22 protein-coding genes and 1 riboswitch are annotated in these 22,704 nt (G+C 73.5%); of the genes, 12 read left to right on the forward strand and 10 right to left on the reverse strand.

From position 1 onward, the window contains the following. Positions 1-63 precede the first annotated feature (63 nt). Both cdgB and ACIF8T_RS12590 read left to right on the forward strand, forming a co-directional pair. Positions 64-1,725, forward strand: coding sequence for a diguanylate cyclase CdgB (gene cdgB, locus ACIF8T_RS12585; RefSeq protein ID WP_400034082.1), 1,662 nt, complete (start codon positions 64-66; stop codon positions 1,723-1,725). Between the two features lie 119 nt (positions 1,726-1,844). Beyond that, the gene (locus tag ACIF8T_RS12590) at positions 1,845-2,795 is read left to right on the forward strand and encodes a CBM35 domain-containing protein (RefSeq protein WP_400034084.1); all 951 of its coding nucleotides are present in this window, start codon (positions 1,845-1,847) and stop codon (positions 2,793-2,795) included. A gap of 6 nt (positions 2,796-2,801) precedes the next feature. Here ACIF8T_RS12590 and ACIF8T_RS12595 read toward each other — a convergent pair whose 3' ends face one another. The 3 genes from ACIF8T_RS12595 to ACIF8T_RS12605 form a co-directional block, all read right to left on the reverse strand. After that, positions 2,802-3,722, reverse strand: coding sequence for a 1-phosphofructokinase family hexose kinase (locus tag ACIF8T_RS12595; protein ID WP_400034086.1), 921 nt, complete (start codon positions 3,720-3,722; stop codon positions 2,802-2,804). 121 nt (positions 3,723-3,843) lie between these two features. Then, positions 3,844-4,974: an N-acetylglucosamine-6-phosphate deacetylase gene (gene nagA, locus ACIF8T_RS12600; RefSeq protein ID WP_400034088.1), complete on the reverse strand. Its 1,131-nt coding sequence runs from the start codon at positions 4,972-4,974 to the stop codon at positions 3,844-3,846. Between the two features lie 80 nt (positions 4,975-5,054). Next, on the reverse strand, positions 5,055-5,996 hold the full coding sequence (locus tag ACIF8T_RS12605; protein WP_400034090.1) for an ROK family protein: 942 nt from the start codon (positions 5,994-5,996) through the stop codon (positions 5,055-5,057). Between the two features lie 105 nt (positions 5,997-6,101). Between ACIF8T_RS12605 and ACIF8T_RS12610 the strand changes: the two genes are divergently transcribed. Both ACIF8T_RS12610 and ACIF8T_RS12615 read left to right on the forward strand, forming a co-directional pair. Next, positions 6,102-7,373 (forward strand): ABC transporter substrate-binding protein, encoded by a 1,272-nt coding sequence (locus ACIF8T_RS12610; protein ID WP_400034092.1) that lies wholly within the window; start codon positions 6,102-6,104, stop codon positions 7,371-7,373. A 45-nt stretch (positions 7,374-7,418) separates the two neighbouring features. Continuing rightward, positions 7,419-7,652, forward strand: a complete 234-nt coding sequence (locus ACIF8T_RS12615; RefSeq protein WP_400034094.1) for a DUF3263 domain-containing protein — start codon at positions 7,419-7,421, stop codon at positions 7,650-7,652. A gap of 224 nt (positions 7,653-7,876) precedes the next feature. On the opposite strand, the gene otsB is transcribed toward ACIF8T_RS12615, so the two are convergent. The 3 genes from otsB to ACIF8T_RS12630 form a co-directional block, all read right to left on the reverse strand. Then, positions 7,877-8,740 (reverse strand): trehalose-phosphatase, encoded by an 864-nt coding sequence (otsB, locus tag ACIF8T_RS12620; protein ID WP_400034096.1) that lies wholly within the window; start codon positions 8,738-8,740, stop codon positions 7,877-7,879. Between the two features lie 9 nt (positions 8,741-8,749). Next, the gene (locus tag ACIF8T_RS12625) at positions 8,750-10,171 is read right to left on the reverse strand and encodes a trehalose-6-phosphate synthase (protein ID WP_400034098.1); all 1,422 of its coding nucleotides are present in this window, start codon (positions 10,169-10,171) and stop codon (positions 8,750-8,752) included. Positions 10,172-10,242: 71 nt separating this feature from the next. Beyond that, on the reverse strand, positions 10,243-11,187 hold the full coding sequence (locus ACIF8T_RS12630) for a glucosyl-3-phosphoglycerate synthase (RefSeq protein ID WP_400034100.1): 945 nt from the start codon (positions 11,185-11,187) through the stop codon (positions 10,243-10,245). Between the two features lie 156 nt (positions 11,188-11,343). Then, a riboswitch (SAM riboswitch) is annotated at positions 11,344-11,490 on the forward strand. 18 nt (positions 11,491-11,508) lie between these two features. On the opposite strand from ACIF8T_RS12630, the gene thrC reads away from it, so the two are divergent. The 6 genes from thrC to ACIF8T_RS12660 all read left to right on the forward strand — a co-directional run bounded on the left by thrC (position 11,509) and on the right by ACIF8T_RS12660 (position 18,847). Beyond that, positions 11,509-12,798 carry a threonine synthase gene (gene thrC / locus ACIF8T_RS12635; RefSeq protein ID WP_400034102.1) on the forward strand — a complete coding sequence of 430 codons (1,290 nt, stop codon included), beginning with the start codon at positions 11,509-11,511 and terminating at the stop codon, positions 12,796-12,798. Positions 12,799-12,916: 118 nt separating this feature from the next. Continuing rightward, complete coding sequence (locus ACIF8T_RS12640; RefSeq protein ID WP_400034104.1) at positions 12,917-13,192, forward strand: MoaD/ThiS family protein; 276 nt, start codon at positions 12,917-12,919, stop codon at positions 13,190-13,192. 449 nt (positions 13,193-13,641) lie between these two features. After that, positions 13,642-13,845 (forward strand): cold-shock protein, encoded by a 204-nt coding sequence (locus ACIF8T_RS12645; RefSeq protein ID WP_004986573.1) that lies wholly within the window; start codon positions 13,642-13,644, stop codon positions 13,843-13,845. A gap of 354 nt (positions 13,846-14,199) precedes the next feature. Beyond that, positions 14,200-15,822, forward strand: coding sequence for a chaperonin GroEL (gene groL / locus ACIF8T_RS12650; RefSeq protein WP_400034106.1), 1,623 nt, complete (start codon positions 14,200-14,202; stop codon positions 15,820-15,822). Between the two features lie 204 nt (positions 15,823-16,026). Next, positions 16,027-17,160 carry an NADH:flavin oxidoreductase gene (locus ACIF8T_RS12655; protein ID WP_400034108.1) on the forward strand — a complete coding sequence of 378 codons (1,134 nt, stop codon included), beginning with the start codon at positions 16,027-16,029 and terminating at the stop codon, positions 17,158-17,160. 169 nt (positions 17,161-17,329) lie between these two features. Further along, entirely contained in the window at positions 17,330-18,847 is a 1,518-nt protein-coding gene (locus ACIF8T_RS12660) for a carboxylesterase/lipase family protein (protein ID WP_400034110.1), read from the forward strand. 8 nt (positions 18,848-18,855) lie between these two features. Here the strand turns inward: ACIF8T_RS12660 and ACIF8T_RS12665 are convergent, their stop codons facing one another. The 3 genes from ACIF8T_RS12665 to ACIF8T_RS12675 form a co-directional block, all read right to left on the reverse strand. Continuing rightward, entirely contained in the window at positions 18,856-19,425 is a 570-nt protein-coding gene (locus tag ACIF8T_RS12665; RefSeq protein ID WP_400034112.1) for a hypothetical protein, read from the reverse strand. 174 nt (positions 19,426-19,599) lie between these two features. Continuing rightward, on the reverse strand, positions 19,600-19,869 hold the full coding sequence (locus ACIF8T_RS12670; RefSeq protein ID WP_400034114.1) for a DUF397 domain-containing protein: 270 nt from the start codon (positions 19,867-19,869) through the stop codon (positions 19,600-19,602). After that, a complete protein-coding gene (locus ACIF8T_RS12675) occupies positions 19,853-20,692 on the reverse strand; it encodes a helix-turn-helix domain-containing protein (RefSeq protein ID WP_400034116.1) in 840 nt (279 codons plus the stop codon). Before ACIF8T_RS12675 ends, ACIF8T_RS12670 begins: the two co-directional genes overlap by 17 nt. Before the next feature lie 113 nt (positions 20,693-20,805). On the opposite strand from ACIF8T_RS12675, the gene ACIF8T_RS12680 reads away from it, so the two are divergent. Beyond that, positions 20,806-21,051 (forward strand): hypothetical protein, encoded by a 246-nt coding sequence (locus ACIF8T_RS12680; protein ID WP_400034730.1) that lies wholly within the window; start codon positions 20,806-20,808, stop codon positions 21,049-21,051. A 133-nt stretch (positions 21,052-21,184) separates the two neighbouring features. Then, positions 21,185-21,709 (forward strand): DUF6624 domain-containing protein, encoded by a 525-nt coding sequence (locus ACIF8T_RS12685; protein ID WP_400034118.1) that lies wholly within the window; start codon positions 21,185-21,187, stop codon positions 21,707-21,709. Positions 21,710-21,725: 16 nt separating this feature from the next. Here the strand turns inward: ACIF8T_RS12685 and murQ are convergent, their stop codons facing one another. Then, complete coding sequence (gene murQ, locus ACIF8T_RS12690) at positions 21,726-22,661, reverse strand: N-acetylmuramic acid 6-phosphate etherase (protein WP_400034120.1); 936 nt, start codon at positions 22,659-22,661, stop codon at positions 21,726-21,728. Between the last annotated feature and the right edge of the window lie 43 nt (positions 22,662-22,704).

A 22,704-nucleotide genomic window follows, 5' to 3' on the forward strand; every position in this document is an offset into this window, starting at 1 on the left:
ATCCGGATAGGGCGCCGAAAGACAACCCTTGAATCGCTGCGAGGACTCGGGGGGAGGGCGAGCATGGAGACCGAGTCGGAACCCTACGTCCGTCTTGCGTCCCTGCGACAACTGCACCAGGTCATGGCCGACATGAACACGGCCCGCAGCCTGGCGGACACTCTGCAGACCGTCGCCGACGGCGTCGTCAAGGCCCTCGGGTACGAGCTGGCGTGCGTCAACCTCGTGCGTCCCGACGGCGACCTGGTCGTCGCCGCGTTCGCCGGGAACCCCGCGGCCGAGGCCCTCATCACGGGCCGGGTCGGCTCCCGCGACTCCTGGCTGCGCCGCCTGGGCATGGGCGAGCAGTGGGGCGACCTGGTGTTCATACCCCACACCGAGGGCTGGGTCCTCGACGACGACGACGTCCCGCAGTGGTACACCGACGGGCCCGCGCCCCGCTTCGAGGACGAGTGGCACCCGGCCGACCGGCTCTTCGCGCCGATGTACGCGCCCGGCCCGCAGGGCGGCGGCACGTCCGGCGAACTGATCGGCGTGCTCTCCGTGGACCGCCCGCGCAACGGCCGCCGGCCCGGCGCCTGGGGCCGCGAGGCCCTCCAGATGTACGCCTTCCAGGCCGCCATCGCGATCAGCAACGCCCGGCTGCGCGCCAACATGCAGCGCGCCCTGGTCCGCCTGGAGCGCGAGCAGCAGGCGCTGCGGGCCAGCGAGGAGAGCTTCCGGCAGGCCTTCGAGTACGCGCCCTCCGGCATGGCCATCGCCGAGATGGGCGGCGACCAGCACGGCCGGCTGCTGCGCACCAACGACGCGCTGTGCCGCCTGCTGGGCCGGCCCGCCTCCGCGATGCGCCGCTACTCCTTCTCCGACCTCGTCCACCCCGAGGACATAGGCACCCTGCTCAGGACCTCCGCCGAGGGCGGCCGGGCCGAGCTGCGCCTCGGCCGCCGGGACGGCACCTACGTCTGGGTCTCGCTGCGCAACAGCGTCGTCGCCGACGCCGCCGACGGGCCCCGCTTCCTGCTCACCCACGTCGAGGACATCGAGGAGCGCAAGCGCCGCGAGCTCCAGCTCGCCCACCGCGCCTCCCACGACTCCCTCACCGGCCTGCCGAACTCCGCCGAGCTGCGCGCCCGGCTCTCCGCCCGCCTCTGCCAGCGCGCCGCGGGCCCGCACCCCGCCGCCGTCGGCTCCCACGACGCGGCCTTCGGCCACGCCGCCTTCGACCCGGTCGGCCACGACTTCGACTTCCCGCCGGGCGCGGAGGCGTACGACGCCTACGACCACCACGTGCACACCGTCGCCCCCGAAGGGGACCGCGACGACGGCACCAAGGGGCTCGCGGTGCTCTTCTGCGACCTCGACGGCTTCAAGTCGATCAACGACCGCTTCGGCCACAACGCGGGCGACGCCGTCCTCATCGAGGTCGCCCGCCGGCTCAGCGACGGGGTGCGCGACGGGGACACCGTGGCCCGGCTCGGCGGCGACGAGTTCGTGATCCTCGCCGACGGGCTCGGCCGGGCCGACGCGCAGGACCTCGCGGTCCGCCTGCGCAACGAGATCATCCAGCCCATCCGGGCCGAGGGCCGGGCGGTGCGGGTGGGCGCCAGCTTCGGCATCGGGTGGGCGCACTGCGGAATGACGGCGGACGAAGTGTTGAAGTCCGCTGACGAACGGATGTACGTCGAGAAACGATCTCGTCCCAAACAACACAGACGCGCGGGGTAACCCCAGGTCAGCGAGCCGATGCGGTCTGAGTCACCCGTTTGGGTCACGTGGAGCGGGTAGGCTCGCTCTCTCACCACTCGAACCGCATCCGCACCGCACCCGACTGAGGAGACCAAGGGATGACGCCCGGCAACAACGGCGCGAGCACGCCCGAGGACGACGACCCGTTCGGTTATCTCTACGCCGACGGGCAGGCCAACGGAGCGCAGCCGCCGTCCGGCGGCTACGGATACCCGAACTCCGTCAACCGGGTGCGCACGGTCGGCACACGCCAGTACGGCCAGCAGCCCCCCGCGGGCCAGCCGTCGCCCTACGGCCAGGCCCCGCAGCAGCAGGGCGCCTACGGCCGGCCGAACGCCCACTACGCGCCCCCGGAGACGTTCCCCGGCGGTGCCCCCACCGCCTCGCAGCAGCCGGCGCGCGGCGCGGGCGGCGGGCGCGGCCGCGGGCCCAACACCAAGGGCCTGCTGATCGGCGCGATCGCCGTGGTCGCGGCGGTCGTCGTCGGCATCGGCGTGGCGATGACCAACGGCTCCGACGAGGACAAGACCGACGACCGGGCGGCCGGCACGGCCCCGGCCCAGTCCCAGAGCGCGGACCCGACCCCGTCGGCGAGCAGCAGCGGCGCCGGCGAGGAGGTCGAGCTGCCCGAGGCGGACGCCAAGGCGCTGCGCCTGGACGGCGGCGCCACCACGGCGTCGGACGTCAAGGGCGCGGAGGCCGACGGCGGGGTCTACGTGACGGGCTTCAACAAGGTCGGCGCCAAGGTCACCTGGACCGTCAACGGCATCGACGAGGCCGGCACCTACCGGCTGTACGTGCGCTACGGCATCCCGGGCGTGGACGCCGACGCCACCCTGGTGGTCAACGGCAAGCCCAACGCCCAGCCCCTGAACATGGCGAACTTCGGCAAGCTGCCGGAGGGCGACTGGGAGAAGGGCTGGCAGACCACCTGGGCCAACGTGAACCTGACCAAGGGCACGAACACCCTGGAACTCGCCTGCAACGAGGGCAACCAGTGCAACGTGAACCTGGACCGGTTCTCCCTCACCACCGAACCGCCGAGCTGACGGCGGTCAGGCGGCGCTGACCTCCCCCGTCACCGCCACCCGTCCCAGCAGCTCCTCGTACACCCCGCGGTCGAACCCGTCCGCCGCCGGTGCCGCCACCGCCGCCGCGGCCAGGGCCGCCGCGCGGGCCAGGCGGTCCGGCCACGGCAAGCCCTCCACCAGGCCCGACAGCAGGCCCGCCGTCACCGCGCCGGCCGCGCCGCCGTGCGGGCGGGCCGGCGGCGCGGCGCGCCAGTGGCCCTCGGGGGTCGCCGCGAGGAGGCCGTCGGGGCCGAAGGAGGCGACCACGGCGCGGGCGCCGCGGCGGCGGGCGTCCACGGTGGCGCGCAGCGGCTCGTGGGAGCCGGTGAGCTCGGCCAGTTCGTCGGCGTTCGGCGTGATGACGTCGGGGCGGGCGGCGATCCCCCGGCGCAGCGGCTCGCCGCCGGTGTCCAGCAGGACCGGGACCCCGGCGGCCCGGGCCGCGCGCACCAGCCCGGCGTACGCACCGACCGGCACGCCCGGCGGCAGGCTGCCGCACAGCGCCACCGCCGAGGCCGAGCCCAGCAGGTCGAGGTACGTCTCCTGGAGGGCCGACCACTCGGCGGGCGTGATCAGCGGGCCCGGCTCGTCGAGCCGGGTGGTGTCGCCGGTCCGCCCGTCGGCGACGGTGACGGTGCGGCGGGTGGCGCCGGCCACCGGGACCAGGGCGTCCAGCAGGCCGGGGACGGCCGCCAGCCGGTCCCGCACGATCCGCCCGGTGGGGCCGCCCGCGAAGCCGGTGACCGCCACCTCGTGGCCGAGGGCCGCCAGGACCCGGGCGACGTCGACGCCCTTGCCGCCGGGGCGTTCGGTCACCTCCGAGACACGGTGGGAGGTGTGCGGCCGCAGGGTCGCCACGCGGTAGGTGATGGCGAGAGCGGTGTTCGGCGTGACCGTGAGGATCACCTGGGCCGACCTCCCCCGATCGACGGTTGCCTGTCACATGTTCCGGAAACCCGATCATGCCAAAGAGACGGCGGCCGGCCCAGTCCCCGGGTCGGCCGCCGTCCGCGGGACCGGGGGCGGATCAGGCCAGCCGGGGATCGACCACCCAGGCGCCGCGGCGCATCACGCCCTTGAGGTCGAAGTCCTCGTCCAGCAGCACCAGGTCGGCGTACCGGCCCGGCTCCAGCGAGCCGATCGTGTCGGCCATGCCCAGCAGCCGGGCCGGGTTGGCGGACAGCGCCGCGACCGCGTCCGGCACCGGCAGGCCGTCGACCGTGACCGCCCGCTTGAAGGCGCGGTCCAGGGTGAGGGTGGAGCCCGCGATGGACCCGCCCTCGACCAGCCGGGCGACGCCGTCGGCGACCTCGACCTCCAGCGGGCCGAGCATGTAGCGGCCGTCGCCGAAGCCGGCCGCGTCCATCGCGTCGGTGATGAAGGCGACCCGGTCCGGGCCCGCGTGGTGGAAGGCCAGTTGCAGGGCGGCCGGGTGCAGGTGCGTGCCGTCGTTGATCAGCTCGACGGTGACCCGCTCGTCCTCCAGGAGCGCGGCGATCGGGCCGGGGGCGCGGTGGCCGAGCGGCGGCATCGCGTTGAACAGGTGCGTGGCGACGGTCGCGCCCGCGTCGATGGCCTCGCGGGTCTGCTCGTACGTGGCGTCGGTGTGGCCGATCGCCGCGATCACGCCGTGGTCGGCGAGCAGCCGCACGGAGTCGGTGCCGCCGGGCAGCTCGGTGGCCAGCGTGACCATCCGGGCCTGGCCGCGGGCCGCGTCGATCAGCTTGCGGACCTCCGCCGGGTCCGGGTCGCGCAGCAGCACCTCGGAGTGGGCGCCCTTGCGGCACGGCGAGATGAACGGCCCCTCGAAGTGCACGCCGGCGATGTCGCCCTGCTCCGCCAGCTCGCTGAGCAGGCCCGCGCGCTGGGCGAGGAAGGCCGTGTCGCCGGTGACGGTCGAGGCGACCAGGGTGGTGGTGCCGTGCAGGCGGTGGGTGTGGATGCCCTTCAGGACGTCGTCGACCGACCCGGAGGTGAAGGACGCCCCGCCGCCGCCGTGGTTGTGCAGGTCGACGAAGCCGGGGACCAGCCAGTGGCCCGTGACGTCGAGGACCCGGGCGTTCTCCGGGGCGGTGCGGGTGATGCGGGTGCCCTCGACGACCACCCGGCCGTTGTCGACGGTCCCGGTGGGGAGCACCACGCGGCCGCCGGAGAGCACCAGGGGCGTTCCGTCTGCTGCGGGGTGCGGGTGGGGCGGGGTCGGTCGCGCAGTTCCCCGCGCCCCTGGGGCGTTGGCCATCAGGGGGTTACCTCCAAACGGTCGGTGTGGTCGAGGAGATCCCAGGCCAGGAGACCCGCGCCCAGGCATCCGGCCGTGTCGCCGAGGGCCGCCGGGACGATCGACGGGAGCTTCTGGAAGGTGATCCGCCGCCGGACGGCCTCGCGCAGCGGTGTGAACAAGGTTTCCCCGGCCTCGGCGAGCCCGCCACCGATGATCAGGGTGCGCGGGTCCAGCAGGGTGAGCGCGGTGACCAGCCCGTCGGCGAGCGCGTCGACGGCCGCCTGCCAGACCCGTACGGCCTCCGGGTTCCCCGCTTCGACCGCCCTCGCGCAGCCGGCGGCGTCCGCGTCCGGGTCGCCGCACGCCGCGGCCCACGCCTGGCCGACGGCCGCGGCGGAGGCGTACCGCTCCAGGCAGCCGCGCTGCCCGCACGGGCAGGGCGTCCCGCCGGGCCGTACGACGATGTGGCCGATCTCGCCCGCGAAGCCGTGCGCGCCCGCCTCGACCCGGCCGTCGACGCCGATGGCGCCCGCGATGCCGGTGCCCAGGGCCACGAACAGGAAGCGGTCGCTGCCCCGGCCGGCGCCGACCCGGCCCTCGGCGAGGCCGCCGGTGCGCACGTCGTGCCCGAGGGCGACCGGCACGCCGAGCTCCGCCGTCAGCAGGTCGCGCAGGGGGACGTCGCGCCAGCCGAGGTTGGCGGCGTAGACGGCGACGCCCCGGGTGTCGTCGACGATGCCGGGGACGGCGACGCCGGCGGCGGCCGCGGGCTCGCCGAACCGGTCGGCGCCGTAGGCGCGCAGTTCGGCGGCGAAGCCGACGATGCCCGCGACGACGGCGTCCGGGCCGCGGTCGCGCCCGGTGGCCCGCCGCGCCTGGTGCAGCAGCGTGCCGTCCGCCCCGGTCAGGGCGGCTTTCATCCCGGTGCCGCCCACGTCGAGGGCGATGACATGTCTCACGGGGACAGTGTGACCCGGGGACCCGCGAGAGGTCTAGTCCACTTACGTGGTGTAGACCTTAATCCGGTTATCGGAAAGTTTCGGTCGGCGGAGGGGCGGACAACAGTGCAGCGGCGGGGTACGGCAGGGACGATCGCGGTGGTGTCCGCACTGGGCCTGACGGCGGTCCTGGGCGGCTGCGGCCTCACCGGCGCCTCGGACGACGTCACCCTGACACTGGTCGCCGCGGACTACGGCGACAGCGCGGCCAACAGCTCGAAGAAGTACTGGGGCGACCTCGTCGAGGCGTACGAGGAGAAGCACCCCGGCGTGAAGATCGACGTCACCGTCCACTCCTGGAACGACGTCGACCGCGAGGTCAAGGAGATGGTCGACGCCGGCAATCCGCCGGACATGGCGCAGATCGGCGCGTACGCCGACTACGCGGCCGCGGACCTCCTCTACAAGGCCGACGAGCTGCTCTCCATACCCGTGCAGGCCGACTTCGTCTCGCAGCTGTCCACCGCGGGCGAGGTCCACGGCGTGCAGTACGGCATGCCGTTCGCCTCCTCCACGCGCGTGCTCTTCTACAACAAGACCCTGTTCGCGAAGGCCGGCATCACCCCGCCCCGGACCTGGGACGAGCTCGCCGCCGCCGCCGAGGCCCTCAAGGCCGAGGGCGTGACCTACCCCTACGCCCTGCCGCTCGGGCCGGAGGAGGCGCAGGCCGAGACCCTGCAGTGGATGCTCAGCGGCGGGGGCGGCTACACCGACGACGTCGGCACCTACTCCCTCGACTCCCCGGCCAACGTCAAGACCTTCACCTGGCTGAAGGACGAGCTGGTCGGCAAGGGCCTGACCGGGCCGGTCGCGCCCGGCAAGCTCAACCGCGCCGCCGCCTTCGCCGCGTTCGCCGCCGGTGACGTCGGCATGCTCAACGGCCACCCCTCGCTGATGGGCATCGCCGCCAAGAAGGGCGTCAAGTTCGGCATGGTGCCGACGCCGGGCGCCGAGGGCGAGAGCAGGAACACCCTCGGCGTCGCCGACTGGATGACGGCCTTCAAGAAGAACGGCCACGGCGAGCAGGTCGGCGACTTCCTCGACTTCGTCTACAGCGAGAAGAACGTGCTCGCCTTCTCCCGCGCGTACAACTTGCTGCCCGTCACCACGTCCGCGTCCACGACGATGGCCGCCGCCGAGCAGGACAAGGAACTGAGGGCCTTCCTGGAGGAGCTGCCGACCTCCGAGCTCTACCCGGTCGGCAAGACCTCCTGGGCCGAGGTCAGCGCGGACGTCAAGGAGCGGATCGGCCGGGCGGTCACCTCCAGCGGCAGCCCGGCGGCCGTCCTGGAGCAGCTCCAGGCCACCGCGACCCGGGCCGAGAGCGGCGGGGAGTAGCCCCGCCGGCCCCCGCTGTCGGTGGCGGGGGCTACGGTGCCAGGCATGGACCAGGAGCAGCTCGGCCGCAGGGAACGGGACATCCTCGCGCTCGAACGCCGCGGCTTCCCCGGCCCCGGCGCCAAGGAGCGGGCGATACGCGAGGAGCTGGGCCTGGCGCCCGTGCGCTACTACCAGCTGCTCAACGCGCTGCTCGACGATCCGCGCGCCCTGGCGCACGACCCGGTCACCGTGAACCGCCTGCGACGGGTGCGGGAGGCACGCCGCGCGGAGCGGTGACGCGGCCCCGGCGCGACCTTCCGCCGCCGGGCCGCGCTCCGGCCCCGTTCGCGCCGCCGGGCCGCGTTCCGGCCCCGCCCGTGTCGCCGGGCTGTGTGTTCCGGCCCGCCCGTGTCGCCGGGCCGCGCTCCGGCCCCGTCCGCGTCGCCGGGTGCGGGTGCGGGTGCGTCGTGGCCGGTCGCGCGGTTCCCCGCGCCCCTCCGGGCGCGCCCCGCGCTCCCGGCTCAGGCCAGCCGTGCCGCGAGCAGCCGCAGCAGGGCGACGACGCCCTGCGGGCCGTCCACCACCAGGTCCGCCCGTTCCCGCAGTTCGGCGACCTCGTCGCTGCCGCTGCACACCAGGACGCCCGGCGTGCCGTCGGAGCGGAGCTTGTCCACCGCGCCGAAGGCGGGCAGGTCGCCGAGGTCGTCACCGGCGTACAGGACCGACCCGGCGCCGATCTCCCGGGCCAGGTCGACGAGCGCGACGCCCTTGTCCATGCCCGGCGGGCGCAGCTCCAGCACCAGCCGGCCCGGCTCGACGATCAGGCCGTGCCGGGCGGCCAGCTCGGCCAGCGGAGCGCGCAGCGCCTCGAAGGCGGCCTGCGGGTCGGCGGCCCGGCGGGTGTGCACCGCCACCGCCCGGCCCTTCTCCTCGATCCAGGTGCCCTGCCAGGCGCCGACCCGGTCGAGGACCCCCGGCAGCTCGGCGCGCACCGCCGCGACACCGGGGTGCGGGGCCGGGGCGGTGACGGTGCCGGTGACGGCGTCCCAGCGCTCGGCGCCGTAGTGCCCGAGCACCACCAGGCGCTCCAGTCCGGGGACGCCCGCGAAGCCGCCGTTGCGCACCGCGACCCCGGCCGGGCGGCCCGTGACCACCGCGACCGCCGCCACCTTCGGGGCGAGCGCGGCGAGCGCGGGCACCGCGTCGGGGTGCGCCCGGGCCTGCTCGGGGTCGGCGACGATCGGGGCGAGCGTGCCGTCGAAGTCGAGGCCGATCAGCGCCCTGTCCGGCCGCGCGAGGAGGGCGTCGAGCCCGTCCCGTCCGGCCCGGGTCACGGGCGTCGGGAAGGGGTCCTCGCGGTCGGGGGATTCCGTGTGGCTGCCCATGTGCCGACCCTACTCACCCGCGGGCCCGCGCAGGGCCTCCAGCTGGTCCAGGAACCACCGCGCCGGGGGCAGCGCGGTCGCCGCCGCGGCCAGGCGCTTGGAGCGGTCCGCCCGCTCCTCCGGTCGCATCGACAGCGCCTCGTGCAGGGCGCGGGCCGTGCCGGTCACGTCGTACGGGTTGACGGTGAGCGCGTCCTCGCCGAGCTCCTCGTGGGCGCCGGCCTCCCGGGAGAGCACCAGCGCGCAGCCCGCGTCGGAGACGACCGGCACCTCCTTGGCGACGAGGTTCATGCCGTCCCGGATGGGGTTGACCAGCGCCACGTCGGCCAGCCGGTACGCCGCGAGCGAGCGGGCGAAGTCGTCCTTGACGTGCAGGACGACCGGCTTCCAGTCCGGGGTGCCGTACTCCTCGTTGATCTCGTCCGCGAGCCGCTGCACCTCGGCCGTGTAGTCGCGGTACACCGCGAGGTCCTGCCGGGAGGGGTAGGCGAAGGCGACGTGCACCACCCGCTCGCGCCACTCGGCGTGGGCGTGCAGGAGCTGCCGGTAGGCGAGCAGGCCGCGCACGATGTTCTTGGACAGCTCGGTGCGGTCGACCCGGACGATCGTGCGGCGCGGGGCGCCGTCGGGGGTCGTGCCGATCTCCTCGCGCAGCGCGGCGATCCGCTCCTCGACGTCCGCCTCGTGCGCGCGGCGGCGCAGGAAGTCCGCGTCGGCCCCCAGCCCGTGCACCCCGACCCGGGTGCCGCCGAGGCCGCCCGCGAACTGCTCGCAGCACGCGGTGAACGCGTCCGCCCAGCGGTGGGTGAGGAAACCCAGCCGGTCCGCGCCGAGCATGCCGCGCAGCACCTGCCCGGCGATGTCGTCGGGCAGCATCCGGAAGTACTCCGGCGGCGCCCACGGCGTGTGCGAGAAGTGCCCGATGCGCAGGTCCGGGCGCAGCTCGCGCAGCATCCCCGGCACCAGCGTCAGGTGGTAGTCCTGCACCACCACCGCCGCGCCGGGCGCCGCCTCCTCGGCGAGCGCCTCGGCGAAGGCCCGGTTGTACGTCTCGTAGGACGCCCACTGACGCCGGAACTCCGTGTCGAAGACCGGCTCCAGCGGGGTCTGGTACAGCATGTGGTGCACGAACCACAGCACGGAGTTGGCGATGCCGTTGTACGCGTCGGCGTGCACGTCGGCCGGCACGTCCAGCATCCGTACGCCGTCCTCGCCGACGCCGCGCGCGACCGCCTCCCGGTCGCCGTCGGACAGCGCCGAGCACACCCACAGCGCACCCGCGTCCGGACCGATCGCCGACAGGCCGGAGACGAGTCCGCCGCCGCCCCGTTTGGCGTGCAGCGAACCGTCCTCGCGCACCTCGTACGAGACCGGTCCGCGGTTGGACGCGACCAGCACCTGGGCACCCTGAGCAGCCTGCGTGGAAGCCATACGCCTCAACCTAGCCCGACCTGAACCGATCAAACGTGCGGACCTGCCGCATCCGGCCGGAAACCGCCCGGTCAGGCCGCTTTCCGGGCCTGGTACTCGGCTATCTCCGCCATCGGCGGCCGCTCCTCGGTGTCCACCGAGTACGTCCGCGGCTCGAACCCGTCCTCGCCCCGCTCGAACTGGGTCAGCGACGGCCGGATCAGGTGCCCGCGGGCCAGCCGCAGCTGGGCGGTGCGGTAGATCGCGGCGGCCATCCGGCCCAGCGCCTGCCCGTCCTGGTGCCGGTGCTTGCGCACCCCCACGTCGACCTGGGCGAGGGCGTCCAGCCCGACCAGGTGCAGGGCGTCCACCAGCATGCCGAGCTCGACGCCGTACCCGACGGGGAACGGCAGCTGCTCCAGCAGGGAGCGGCGGGCCGCGTACTCGCCGCCCAGCGGCTGCACGAAGCCGGCCAGCTGCGGCCAGTGCATGTTCAGCAGCGGGCGGGCCATCAGCTCGGTGACCCGGCCGCCCTGCCCGGCCGCGCCGCCGAGCGGCCGGTCGTACATGGCCTTCACCAGGTCGACGTCCGGGTCGGTGAGCAGCGGGCCCACGATCCCGGCGACGAAGTCGGAGGAGAACTCCTTCAGGTCGGCGTCCACGAAGCAGACGACGTCCCCCCGGGTCACCAGCAGGGACCGCCACAGCACCTCGCCCTTGCCGGGCACGGCGGGCAGGCGGGGCAGGATCGCGTCGCGGTGCACCACCCTCGCGCCCGCGGCGGCGGCCACCTGCGACGTGCGGTCCGTCGACCCGGAGTCGACCACGACGACCTCGTCGACGAGCGGCACCTGCTGCACGAGGTCGTGGCGGATGACGGCGACGATGTCGCCGACCGTCTCCTCCTCGTTGAGGGCGGGCAGGACGACACTGACCGACTGGCCGGTGGCGCGCTTGGCGGCGAGGATCTGGTGGAGCGGGCGATCGGTCACGGACCAGGAGCGGGTGCTCAGCCAGCGCTCGACTTCTTCCAGCACGGTCTGCGGCTCCTCACTGTTCGGATCACGTGGTCTCCGTGTGATCCATCTCGCGGTTCGGACGACTATCTCAACTGTCCTGGCCGTCGGTTACAGTCTTGGACAACGCGGGTGACCATCGCATGTCGGGGGCCACCGCTGCTGACAACCACATACAGCTCATCCAGAGGGGCAGAGGGACACGGCCCGATGAAGCCCCGGCAACCCTCCAGCCGGTCTTGTCACGTCGACGTGGCGAGGCTCCCGGCTAGGGAAGGTGCCAAATCCGTCTCACGGCGAGATGCGTCGTGAGGAAGATGAGGAGAAAGGGCCTCGCCTCACATGGCTGTGCAGACCGTTGCAAGCACCACCGAATCCGCCGCCCCCGTCGACCTGGGCCCCGCCACGGCGCTGTCCTGCCGCGAGTGCGGTCACCGGGTGCCCCTCGGCCCGGTCTTCGCGTGCGAGGAGTGTTTCGGCCCGCTGGAGATCGCGTACGACTTCTCCGGCCACGACGCCGAGGAGCTCCGCAAGCGGATCGAGGCGGGACCCGCGAACATCTGGCGCTACGCGCCGCTGCTGCCCGTCCCCGCGGACGTGGCGGACAAGCCGAACCTGAACCCCGGCTGGACCAAGCTCGTCCGGGCCGACAACCTCGCCCGCGAACTCGGCGTCACCGGCGGGCTGTACGTGAAGGACGACTCCGGCAACCCGACGCACTCCTTCAAGGACCGCGTGGTCGCCCAGGCGCTGGAGGCGGCGCGCGCCTTCGGCTTCACCACCCTGTCGTGCTCCTCCACCGGCAACCTGGCCGGCGCCGTCGGCGCCGCCGCCGCCCGCGCCGGCTTCCGCTCCTGCGTGTTCATCCCGCGCGACCTGGAGCAGGGCAAGGTCGTCATGGCCGCCGTCTACGGCGGCGAGCTCGTCGGCATCGAGGGCAACTACGACGACGTGAACCGCTTCTGCTCCGAGCTGATCGGCGACCCGGCCGGCGAGGGCTGGGGCTTCGTCAACGTCAACCTGCGGCCGTACTACGCGGAGGGGTCCAAGACCCTCGCGTACGAGATCTGCGAGCAGCTCGGCTGGCGGCTGCCGGACCAGATCGTGGTGCCGATCGCCTCCGGCTCGCAGCTCACGAAGATCGACAAGGGTCTCCAGGAGCTGATCCGGCTGGGGCTCGTCGAGGACCGGCCGTACAAGATCTTCGGTGCGCAGGCCGAGGGCTGCTCGCCGGTGTCGACGGCGTTCAAGGCCGGGCACGACGTGGTCCGCCCGCAGAAGCCGAACACCATCGCCAAGTCGCTGGCCATCGGCAACCCGGCCGACGGGCCGTACGTCCTGGACATCGCGCGCCGCACCGGCGGGGCGGTGGAGGACGTCACCGACGAGCAGGTCGTCGACGCGATCAAGCTGCTGGCGCGGACCGAGGGGATCTTCGCGGAGACCGCCGGCGGGGTGACCGTGGGGGTGACCCGCAAGCTGATCGAGAGCGGGGCCCTCGACCCCACGAAGAGCACCGTCGTGCTCAACACCGGCGACGGGCTCAAGACGCTCGACGCCGTGGCGGGCACGGGGCTCACCGCGACGATCCGGCCGAGTCTGGAGTCGTTCCGCGAGGCGGGGCTCGTCTGACGGGCCCGTCCGCCGTCTCCGCCTGCGGGCCGCCCGTGCCGGCCGCGCCCGCACGGCGGCAGCCGCAGATCCCCCCTGCCCCGCGCCCCCGGGGCGTCGTACCGACCGGAGGTCGAAAGTGAGCGTCACCGTCCGCATCCCCACCATCCTGCGCACCTACACCGGCGGTCAGGCCGAGGTCAGCGCGCAGGGCGCCACCCTCGGCGAGGTCATCGCCGACCTGGAGAAGAACCACACGGGGATCGCCGCCCGCGTCCTGGACGACCAGGGCAAGCTGCGCCGCTTCGTCAACGTGTACGTCAACGACGACGACGTGCGCTTCGAGCAGGGCCTGGAGACCGCCACCCCGGACGGTGCCGGCGTGTCCATCATCCCGGCGGTCGCGGGCGGCTGATCGCCCGTTTCCACGGCCGGTTCGTTACCTCTGGTAATGCCGGTGACGCCGAGTTCGTCGAATTGCCCCCTCCGTGAGAGAAGCGGAGGGGGCAATTCCATGTGATTGAGCGCGGTACAGTTGGGGAACGCGATCCCGATCTCCTGATCGTGAACTCCGCATTCCTGCCGCAGGTCCGACGAGATGCAGCCAAAGTGTGCACGTCCTTTGCGGCTTTTGTTCCCTTTGTGCAGCCCGACTTGCCCCGAATGATGGCGAATTCTCGCCAGATTCCGGACCGGGCGCGTCCAGATTTCTCGTCCGATTGACCTGTTGCAGACGGCAGTTGGACAGATACATTCAGCCGCGGTCGACGCGTTCCGGCGCACGCCCCCGTCGTGGGGGGTGAGGTCTGACCCGGATCCGCGAAGTGTGGATCTGTGCAAGGGCCAGTAATAGGGGAGTTAGGCATGGCTCAGGGCACCGTCAAGTGGTTCAACGCGGAGAAGGGGTACGGCTTCATCGCGGTCGACGGTGGTGCGGATGTTTTCGTCCACTACAGCGCGATCCAGATGGACGGTTACCGCACCCTGGAAGAGGGCCAGCGGGTCGAGTTCGAGATCTCGCAGGGCCAGAAGGGCCCGCAGGCCGACATGGTTCGCGTCACCGCCTGAACGCGCGACAGCGAGCAACCGCAAGCGACCGGTCTTCTCTGAAGGGCCCGTGCCTCCCGGGGCGCGGGCCCTTCGGCCTGCCCGGGGACGGTCGCGCCGCCCCCGCGGGGCGGCCGGGAGCTGTTCGCCCGGGGCTGAGCGCCCCGCCCGAAGCCCGAGAGGCGCTTGCACTCGCCTAGGTCGAGTGCTAATCATTGGCGTTAGCACTCTGAAGGTGAGAGTGACAACGAAGGACCGGGTCGGTGAGGCCCGCGGGCCGGGTGGGGCAAGGAACCACAAGGCCGGCGAGCCGTCCGTCGCGGGCGCGGGCGCGGTCCGAAGGAATCACCCCCAGTCCTGGAGGGACCACTTCACATGGCCAAGATCATCGCGTTCGACGAGGAGGCGCGGCGCGGCCTCGAGCGCGGCATGAACCAGCTCGCGGACGCCGTGAAGGTGACGCTCGGCCCGAAGGGCCGCAACGTCGTCCTCGAGAAGAAGTGGGGCGCGCCCACGATCACCAACGACGGCGTCTCCATCGCCAAGGAGATCGAGCTCGAGGACCCGTACGAGAAGATCGGCGCCGAGCTGGTCAAGGAAGTAGCGAAGAAGACGGACGACGTCGCCGGTGACGGCACGACGACCGCCACCGTCCTGGCCCAGGCGCTCGTCCGCGAGGGCCTGCGCAACGTCGCCGCCGGCGCCAACCCGATGGCCCTGAAGCGCGGTATCGAGAAGGCCGTCGAGGCCGTCTCCGCCGCCCTGCTGGAGCAGGCGAAGGACGTCGAGACCAAGGAGCAGATCGCCTCCACGGCCTCCATCTCCGCCGCCGACACCCAGATCGGCGAGCTCATCGCCGAGGCCATGGACAAGGTCGGCAAGGAAGGCGTCATCACCGTCGAGGAGTCCCAGACCTTCGGTCTGGAGCTGGAGCTCACCGAGGGTATGCGCTTCGACAAGGGCTACATCTCGGCGTACTTCGCCACCGACATGGAGCGTATGGAGGCCGTCCTCGACGACCCGTACATCCTGATCGCGAACTCCAAGGTCTCCAACGTCAAGGACCTGCTCCCGCTCCTGGAGAAGGTCATGCAGTCGGGCAAGCCGCTGCTGATCATCGCCGAGGACGTCGAGGGCGAGGCCCTGTCGACCCTGGTCGTCAACAAGATCCGCGGCACCTTCAAGTCCGTCGCCGTCAAGGCCCCGGGCTTCGGCGACCGCCGCAAGGCCATGCTCGGCGACATCGCCATCCTCACGGGCGGCGAGGTCATCTCCGAGGAGGTCGGCCTCAAGCTGGAGAACGCCACCCTCGACCTGCTGGGCAAGGCCCGCAAGGTGGTCATCACCAAGGACGAGACCACCATCGTCGACGGTGCCGGCTCCGCCGACCAGGTCCAGGGCCGCGTGAACCAGATCCGCGCCGAGATCGAGAACAGCGACTCCGACTACGACCGCGAGAAGCTCCAGGAGCGCCTGGCGAAGCTCGCGGGCGGCGTGGCCGTCATCAAGGCCGGTGCCGCCACCGAGGTCGAGCTCAAGGAGCGCAAGCACCGCATCGAGGACGCCGTCCGCAACGCGAAGGCCGCCGTCGAGGAGGGCATCGTCGCCGGTGGTGGCGTGGCCCTGCTGCAGGCCTCCCAGGTCTTCGAGAAGCTGGAGCTGGAGGGCGACGAGGCCACCGGTGCCGCCGCTGTGAAGCTGGCCCTGGAGGCCCCGCTGAAGCAGATCGCCGTCAACGCCGGCCTCGAGGGCGGTGTCGTGGTGGAGAAGGTGCGCAACCTGACCCCGGGCCACGGCCTGAACGCCGCGACCGGCGAGTACGTCGACCTGGTCGCCGAGGGCATCATCGACCCGGCGAAGGTGACCCGTTCCGCCCTGCAGAACGCCGCCTCCATCGCCGCGCTGTTCCTCACCACCGAGGCCGTCATCGCCGACAAGCCGGAGAAGGCCGCCGCGCCCGCCGGTGGCGGCATGCCGGGCGGTGACATGGACTTCTGATCCTTCCGAGGATCGGCGGTCCACCGCAGCACGAGACCGAGGGCGGCACTCCCTGGAGACAGGGGGTGCCGCCCTCGGGCGTGTCCGGGATCACACGGGTGCGGACCGGGCGGGCGGAATGCGGGCAGGGACCCGGCAGTTGACGCAGGGGCAGTATCAATGCACGCGCACATACCGACTGGTCAAGCGTCGAGGAGCCCCCACGTGACTGTCACCGCCTCCGAGTCCGCCGCCTCCCGGGCGGCCGAGATCCTCTCCCGGCCCGCCACCATCAACGGCCTGACCCTCCGCAACCGCATCGCCATGGCGCCCATGACCCGGATGTTCTCCCCGGGCGGCGTGCCCGGCGAGGACGTGGTGTCGTACTACGCCCGCCGCGCGGCGGCCGGGGTCGGGCTGATCGTCACCGAGGGCACGTACGTCGGCCACGAGTCGGCCGGGCAGAGCGACCGGGTGCCGCGCTTCCACGGCGAGGAGCAGCTGGCGGGGTGGGCGAAGGTCGCCGAGGCCGTGCACGCGGCGGGCGGCCGGATCGTGCCGCAGCTCTGGCACATCGGCATGGTGCGCAAGCAGGGTGAGCCGCCGTTCCCGGACGCGCCGGCGGTCGGGCCCTCCGGGGTGCGGCCGGACGGCACCGAGGGGGCCGGCAAGACGATGACGCAGGCGGACCTGGACGCGGTGATCGGGGCGTTCGCGCAGGCCGCCGCGGACGCCGAGCGGATCGGCTTCGACGGCGTGGAGATCCACGGGGCGCACGGGTACCTCGTCGACCAGTTCCTGTGGGCGGGCACCAACCGGCGTACGGACGCGTACGGCGGGGACGCGGTGGCCCGGACGAAGTTCGCGGCGGAGATCGTCGCGGCGGTGCGGGAGAGGGTGTCGGCGGAGTTCCCGGTGATCTTCCGGTACTCGCAGTGGAAGCAGGAGGCGTACGACGCGCGGCTCGCGGAGACGCCGCAGGAGCTGGAGGCGATCCTCGCCCCGCTGGCGGCGGCCGGGGTGGACGCGTTCCACGCGTCGACGCGGCGGTACTGGGTGCCGGAGTTCGACGGGTCGGATCTCAATCTGGCCGGGTGGACGAAGAAGCTGACGGGGCGGGCCGCGATCACGGTCGGCTCGGTGGGGCTCGACGGGGACTTCCTCAAGGCGTTCCAGGGGGAGGGGGCGGCGGTGGGCAGCCTCGACAACCTGCTCGACCGGCTGGAGCGGGAGGAGTTCGACCTGGTCGCGGTCGGGCGGGCGCTGCTGCAGGACCCCCACTGGGCGGAGAAGGTGCTGGACGGGCGGTTCGGGGAGCTGTCCGCCTATGACCCGGCGGCGCTGAAGTCGCTGTCCTGACCTTCGCCCGCCCACCCGTCCGGAGCGGCGGGCCGAGAGGTGCTCCTCGCGCCCCGGCCCGCGCTCCGGCTGCCGTATCCCCGGGGCCCCAACTGCCCGTCCCCGCAAGCCGCGTAAGGTCCTGGTGATCTCTGGAGGACGGCGTGGCCTGGTGTGAGGGGAGACTGCGGTGAGCGGGGAAGTCGTCGTGCGGACGCGGGCCGGGGCGGTGCGGGGGCGGGTCGAGGACCGGCTGGTGGTGTTCCGGGGGATGCCGTTCGCCGAACCGCCGGTCGGACAGGGGCGGTTCGGGGCGCCGCGGGCCGTGCGGGGGTGGGACGGGGTGCGGGACGCGTTCGCGTTCGGGCCGCCGCCTCCGCAGGACACCGGTCTGACGGGCGGGGCCGCTCTGCCGGACCGGGCGGAGGGCGACGACTGGCTGACGGTGAACGTGTGGACGCCCGAGCCCGATCCGGCCGCCCGGCGTCCCGTGATGGTGTGGATCTACGGCGGCGCCTACAAGCTCGGCCACTCCGGCAGCCCCGGTTACGACGCCCGCCTGATAGCCGGGGACGGCGACGTGGTCGTCGTCAGCTTCAACTACCGCGTCGGGATGGAGGGCTTCGCGCACGTCGACGGCGCGCCCGCCAACCGGGGCCTGCTCGACCAGGTCGCCGCGCTGGAGTGGGTCCGGGACAACATCGCCGCGTTCGGCGGCGACCCGGACCGGGTCACCGTCTTCGGGGAGTCGGCGGGCGCCGGTTCGGTCGCCGCGCTGCTGGCGATGCCGCGCGCGGCCGGACTGTTCCACCGGGCGATCGCCCAGAGCCTCCCCGGCACCTACTTCTCCGACGCCCTCGCCCGGGACATCGGCACCGCCCTCGCCGCCGAGGCCGGCCTGCGGCCGACCGTCGCGGACCTGTCCACGGTCGACCCGCGCCGCCTGGTCTCCGCCGGGCAGACCCTCAGCGCGAAGATGCCCCAGTACCTGGACCGCTGGGGCCAGGTCGCCCCCACGGTCACCCCGTACGCGCCCGTCGTCGACGGCGACGTGCTGCCCACCACCCCCTGGCGGGCGCTGGCGTCCGGCGCCGCCCGGGACGTCGACCTGCTCACCGGCCACAACCGCGACGAGTACCGCCTGTTCGTCGCCCTGGCCGGCCGGCTCCGCGGGATCACCGACGAGCAGGCCGCGGCGGCCCTGGACCTGTACGCCCCCGGCGGCCCGGACGGGGCGCGGGCCTACCGCGCGGCGTTCCCCGACGCCTCCCCGGGCGAGCTGTACGAGCGCGTCCAGACCGACTGGCTGTTCGCCATGCCCACCCTCCGCCTGGCCGACGCGCAGCGCGCGGGCGGCGGACGCGCGCACGTCTACGCGCTCACCTGGTCCGCCCCCTCCCACGGCGGCGTCTTCGGCGCCTGCCACGCCCTGGACCTGCCCCTGCTCTTCGGCACCTACCAGGCCGACGTGGGCGCCCTGCTGTTCGCGGGCGTCGAGTCCTCACCCGAGGCGGAAGCGCTGTCGAGGCGCATGCGGGCGTCCTGGACGGCGTTCGCGCGCGGCGGCGACCCGGGCTGGCCGGCGTACGACCCCGCGCGGCGGCTGGTGCAGGTGCTGGACGCGGAACCGGTCGTCACGGCGTACCCGCAGGAGGCGTCCCGCCGCCTGTGGGAGGGGTACGACTTCGCGGAGCTGCCGCTCCTGTAGGGCGGCGCCTACAGGTTGCCCATCGGCTCGATGTCGATCCGCACGGGCGTCCCCCACACGCGCAGCACCTCGTAGTCGGTGAACTCGTGCACCACCCGGTACGCCATGGCGGGCCGGGGCCCGCGGAGCTGGGCGGCGACGTACAGCTCGGCCTCGCGGCGGTCTCGGCGCGGGGTGCCGCACAGCTGCCACGCCTGGCCGTTCCACAGCTCCGGCAGCCAGCGCTGCTGGGGCTGCGGGCGGTCGCCGCGCACGCCGTAGCGGGACGGGGCGGGGCCGGTGGCCGGGGGGCGCGGGGCGGGTCCGTTGAACTCGGCGCGGCGGGCCGCCCGCCGGCGGGTCTCGCACAGCAGGCACAGGTCGGGGGCGCTCTCGTCGACCGGACCGGTGGGGTGCTCGGGGCAGCGTGTGCTGGGGGCGGTCGTCGTGACGCTCTCCTCCAGCAGGTCCAGGGCCCGCCGCAGATCCGCCCTGACCTCGTGCAGCTTGGCGTCCGGGGTGTCGGCGGCGAGGGCTTCGCCGTGCTCGCCGAGCAGGCGCAGGGCTCGGCCGAGGGCGGTGAGCTGGGCGTGGTTCATCGTGGTGGGGTTCCGGTCGGTCGGCGGGGCTGTCGGGTCGTGCGGTATCCAGTGTGCGCCGTGACCGTCACCGGCGCGCCTCCCCCTCCGCCGGGACGTCGCGGTGGAGGAGGATGGGGCCGAGACCTACCCCCCGTTCCCCGGAAAGAAGTCCCGGAGCCCGGTGCCCGGAGCTCAGGCGGCCGTGTCCTTGAGGTCCGCGACGAACGCGGCCCAGGCGGCGGCCCGGAACACGAGCTTCGGACCGGTGGGGTTCTTGGAGTCGCGGACGGGGACGACGGCGGGATGGCCGTCGGCCACTTCGAGGCAGTCGCCGCCGCTGCCGCCGCTGTGGCTGGACTTGCGCCAGCGGGCGATCTCCAGGCAGTCGCCGCCGTCGCCGCCGCTGTGACTGGACTTGTGCCAGGTGGCCCCGTCCAGGCTGTACTCAGTCATCCGCCTCATGGGCGTAATCCTGCGCCATCGCCTCGACCAGGGCCAGGGACTTCCCGGGCGGAAGAGCGCAGGCCGTGAGGAGCTCGTAGGTGAATCGGTGGTGCCTGACGGTGGCCGGGTCGTCCTCCAGCCTTCCCGTGCCGACTCCCTCGAAATAGACCAGGGGAGGGGCGTCCTCGAACTCCATCAGCTTGATGGCACCCTGCATCGCCGCGTGCGCGCCCGCGTCGAACGGCAGCACCTGCACGATGGCCCGGTTCCGGCGGGCAAGGCCGGCGAGGTGCCGCAAGGCCTCCGCCATGACCCGCGCTCCACCCGTCACCCTGCGCAGCGCGGCCTCGTCGATCACCGCCCACAACAACGGATCTGTTGGATCGTCGAGAACTCGGGCGCGCTCCATCCGGGCGGTCACCAGCTCTTCGATCGCCTCCTCGGGCGCGGTCGGCTGGTAGGCCCGGCAGACGGCCCGGGCGTAGGCGGGCGTCTGCAGCAGGCCGGGAATCAGCAGAGGCGCGTACTGCCTGATCACCGAAGCGCGAGCCTCGGCGTCCGCCGCCTCCGCGAAGTGCTCGGGATACTTCGACTTCGCCGCCGCCGCGCAGTTCCGCGAGAAGAAGTCCCCCGTTCCCAGCGCCTCGTCCAGCAGCCGCGCGTACTCCGGCTGCATCCGCCGCGTGCCCGCCTCCAGCTGCCCGATGAACGAGCCGCTGACGAACAGGCGCCGGCCGAGTTCCTCCTGGCTCAGGCCGGCCTTCTCGCGGGCGTGGCGGAGTTCGGCGCCCAGCAGGGCGCGGGGGGAGGAGGCGGGGTCGAGGTCCTTGGGGCCGGGCATGGGCAACTCCTCGTCGTACACACGGGGTTGTTGGGACGCCGTATATGGCCAGGTTAGAGGCGGGTCGGACACGCTGGGTGGTGAATCGGAAACTCTGCGTGGAGGTGGGAAGGGTGCGGTCGACCGAGGAGGTCGTGGAGTCGCTGCGGGAGGCGCTCGCGGGTGTGGGGGTGATGCTGCCGTCGCTGGGGGTGGACCCGGTGACCGGCGCGAGCAAAGAGCCGTTCGCGCTCGTCGACCTGGGGCGGTGCAACGTGCGGACCGCCGAGCACCTGACCGACGTGCTGCGCTCGCTGCCCGTGCGGGAGGCGCTGCGGGCGCGGGTGCGGCAGCTCAACCGGGAGGGCAGCCCCGGGTGACGGCGCCGCGCGGTGGGGTTGGTCCAGTGTCCCAGCGCGCACGGGCGTGTGTCACCGTCCTGGGGAATGATCTTCAGGGCGGCGTGCGGTTCTAGGGTTTTCTCAACCTGCCTGTGTGACAAGGGAGTTGACGATGACCCGTGATGACGCGGCCCTCGCGGCCCTCGCGGAGGAGCTGACGGCCATGGCCGCCGCCGATCACCGGCTGGCCGTGGCCGGGGCCGCCCACAGCGAGGACCCGGCCGAGCAGCTCGCGTGGCGGCGCCTGACCGCGCTCCACGCCGACCGGCTGACCGAGATCATGGACGCGTACGGCTGGCCCACGGCGGACCTCGTCGGCGAGGAGGCCGCCCGGGCCGCCTGGCTGATCGCCCAGCACGCCGACCGACAGCTCGACGTCCAGCGGCGGGCGCTGGGGCTGCTGGAGCAGGCCGTCCGGCGGGGCGAGGCGGCCCCGCGCGACCTGGCCTTCCTCCGCGACCGCACCCTGGTCAACGAGGGCCGCGAGCAGATCTACGGCACCCAGATCGCCGGCGTCCGCGACGACGGCTCCCCGGTTCCCTGGCCGTGCGCCGAGCCCGACCGGGTGGACGAGCTGCGCGCGGGCGTCGGCATCGAGCCGTACGCCGCGTACGTGGCGAAGCACGCGCCGGGCTGAGGGGACCCGGCGCCGGTCACCCCGTGGCCGCCGCCAGCGCCGCGCGCAGGTGGCCGCCGGACTCGTGCAGCAGGCGGGTGGCCGTGGGGCCGTCGACGTCGGCCAGGAGGGTGAGGATCGCGGGCTTCACCTCGCCGTCCGTGGCGGCCAGGGCCCGTTCGACGGCGTCGTCCCGCGCGCCGGTGGCGAGGGCGACGATGCGGCGGGAGCGGGCGCGCAGCTTGTCGTTGGAGGCCCGCACGTCGACCATCAGGTTCCCGTACGTCTTGCCCAGCCGGATCATCGTGATCGTCGACAGCATGTTGAGGACGAGCTTCTGCGCCGTGCCGGCCTTCAGGCGGGTCGAGCCGGTGAGGAGCTCGGGGCCGGTGACGACCTCGATGCCGTGGTCGGCGGCGGCCGCCAGCGCGCTGCCCGGGTTGCAGGACAGGCCGATCGTCAGCGTGCCGCGCGCCCGGGCGTACTCCACCGCGCCGACGGCGTACGGGGTGCGGCCGGAGGCGGAGACGCCGACCACCGTGTCGTCGGGGACCAGCCGCAGCGGGGCGAGGTCCCGCTCGGCCAGCTCCCGGGAGTCCTCCGCGCCCTCGACCGGGACGACCAGGGCCTGCGGGCCGCCCGCGATCACGCCCACGACCTGCCCGGGGGCGGTGTCGAAGGTCGGCGGGCACTCGGAGGCGTCCAGCACGCCGAGCCGGCCCGCCGTGCCCGCGCCCGCGTAGACCAGCCGTCCGCCGCGCGCCATCCGCTCGGCGACGGCGTCGACGGCGGCGGCGATCTCGGGCAGCCGCGCGGCGACCGCGCCGGCCACGGTGGCGTCCTCGCCGTTCATGAGCCGGGCGATGTCCAGGGTGGGCAGCCGGTCGATGTCGGCGAGCTCCGGCCGGAACGCCTCGGTGGTCAGCGTGTCCAGCTGGTCCCTCAGGTCGCGGGGATCGGACGTGGAGGTCATGGCGGCGGCTCTCTCGTGCGTACTGCCGTGCGGAGGGCTGGGG

Source organism: Streptomyces sp. NPDC085946 (assembly GCF_044540485.1).
Classification (GTDB): Bacteria; Actinomycetota; Actinomycetes; order Streptomycetales; family Streptomycetaceae; genus Streptomyces.